A 951-nucleotide genomic window follows, 5' to 3' on the forward strand; every position below is an offset into this window, starting at 1 on the left:
TTCCCCATTCGGACATCCCCGGATCAAAGCTTGCTTACAGCTCCCCGAGGCAGTATCGTTGTTCGCCACGTCCTTCTTCGGCTCCTAGCGCCTAGGCATCCTCCGTGTGCTCTTAGTAGCTTAACCATGTTTGCTCAAGTTTCGCGCCATGTGCTCTGTTGCTCGCCAGTTTCTTGATTGGAATAAACCAAGGTGGAAACTGTCTCACAAAGGATCACCTGTCACGAATCTTTCGCAGCTACTTTTATTAAACTTGTTGACACAAGTTCAGCTAAAAGGATATTTCTAAAACGCAAATTCGTTTCGTTATCTAGTTTTCAAGGATCAATGTTAAAGATAATTGGTGGAGCCAAGCGGGATCGAACCGCTGACCTCCTGCTTGCAAGGCAGGCGCTCTCCCAGCTGAGCTATGGCCCCATATTTTCACTTCAAAAAGTGAAGTATGGCTTTTATGAATTTATATGGTGGGCCCTAGTGGACTCGAACCACCGACCTCACCCTTATCAGGGGTGCGCTCTAACCAGCTGAGCTAAGGGCCCAAATATAATTTGTGCTGCACCTCTTACGGTACAACCCATAAGGGCTTGCGCTTGGCAGCGTCCTACTCTCCCAGGACCCTTCGGTCCAAGTACCATCGGCGCTGGAGGACTTAACGGTCGTGTTCGGGATGGGTACGCGTGGAACCCCTCCGCCATCGCCACCAAACGCATTTTGAAAGAGTGTTTGCTCTCTCAAAACTGAGCAACGAGTGAGTGAAATTTTTACGAAGTAAAAATACTTCGAGAGCATTATCTTGCTTTATTTGAATGTTTCCGTTTCAGGAAACGATTCTCCATAGAAAGGAGGTGATCCAGCCGCACCTTCCGATACGGCTACCTTGTTACGACTTCACCCCAATCATCTACCCCACCTTCGGCGGCTGGCTCCCTTGCGGGTTACCCCACCGACTTC

General features: G+C 49.3%; 2 tRNA genes and 3 rRNA genes. All 5 read right to left on the reverse strand.

The annotated features are described in order from the left end of the window. A 23S ribosomal RNA gene (locus MUG84_RS27130) occupies positions 1-126 on the reverse strand; the annotation flags it as partial. 215 nt (positions 127-341) lie between these two features. Beyond that, positions 342-417: transfer RNA gene (locus MUG84_RS27135), tRNA-Ala, on the reverse strand. Positions 418-462: 45 nt separating this feature from the next. Then, positions 463-539 (reverse strand) — tRNA-Ile (locus MUG84_RS27140). A gap of 49 nt (positions 540-588) precedes the next feature. Next, a 5S ribosomal RNA gene (gene rrf / locus MUG84_RS27145) occupies positions 589-705 on the reverse strand. A gap of 133 nt (positions 706-838) precedes the next feature. After that, a 16S ribosomal RNA gene (locus MUG84_RS27150) occupies positions 839-951 on the reverse strand; the annotation flags it as partial.

This window comes from Paenibacillus mangrovi (assembly GCF_022898935.1).
In the GTDB taxonomy this organism is placed as follows: domain Bacteria; phylum Bacillota; class Bacilli; order Paenibacillales; family Paenibacillaceae; genus Paenibacillus_AQ; species Paenibacillus_AQ mangrovi.